Raw genomic sequence first — 900 nt, 5'->3', positions numbered from 1 at the left:
CACAGCGAGCAGGGCGCCCTGCGCGGCGAGCACCCCGGCCGCTCCCGGAACCCGGTGATCAAGGTGGCCGACCTGGCCTGGCTGGAGTTCGAGAAGCCGGACCTGGAGCGGGCCGAGGTCTTCGCCCGGGACTTCGGGTTCGGCGTCGCCGCACGCACGGAGAGTGAGCTGTGGCTGCGGGGCACCTTCGTGGGCTCGCCGTGCATGGTGATCCGGCGCGGCCGGGCGTCCCGTTTCATCGGCCCGGCCTTCCGCGCCGCCGAGCGGGCCGACCTGGACCGGCTGGCGCGGGCCACCGGCTCGTCCGTGCGGGATGCTGACGTGCCCGGCGGTGGCAAGGTGGTCGACCTGCTCGACCCCTCCGGCTTCCCGGTGCGGGTGGTGCACTGCGGCGAACAGCTCCCCGCACTGCCGGAACAGCGGCCGCTGCTCCTCAACTTCGGCACGGATCACCGGCGTACGAACGCCACCCAGCGCCCGCCCCGCGAGCCCTCGCGCATCCAGCGTCTCGGGCATGTGGTGCTGGAGACACGCGTGTTCGCCCGGGCCCTGGACTGGTACCTGGACACCCTCGGGATGATCGTGTCCGACTTCCTGTTCCTGGACGGGCAGCGCGGCCGCGGGCCGACGATGGCGTTCATCCGCTGCGACCTGGGCAGTGTGCCGGCCGACCACCACACGCTGGCGATGCACCTGGGGCCGGGCACCGGATACGTCCACTCCGCCTACCAGGTCACCGACCTCGACTCGATCGCCGCCGGTGGCGAGTACCTCAAGGAGCGCGGCTACCAGCGCAGTTGGGGCATCGGCCGACACATCCAGGGCAGCCAGCTCTTCGACTACTGGCGTGACCCCGACCGCTTCATGCTGGAGCACTTCGCCGACGGCGACCTGTTCTCC

At 71.8% G+C, this 900-nt stretch carries 1 protein-coding gene; it reads left to right on the top strand.

Translation table 11 applies throughout. The features are described 5' to 3' along the window. Positions 1-900, top strand: a 900-nt coding sequence (locus ICC28_RS39995; RefSeq protein ID WP_223190809.1) for a VOC family protein, incomplete at both ends; no start/stop codon positions are given.

The sequence above is a fragment of the Streptomyces sp. TRM68416 genome (assembly GCF_014596915.1).
Lineage (GTDB): Bacteria > Actinomycetota > Actinomycetes > Streptomycetales > Streptomycetaceae > Streptomyces.
This window is presented reverse-complemented; position numbering and strand designations above follow the sequence as displayed.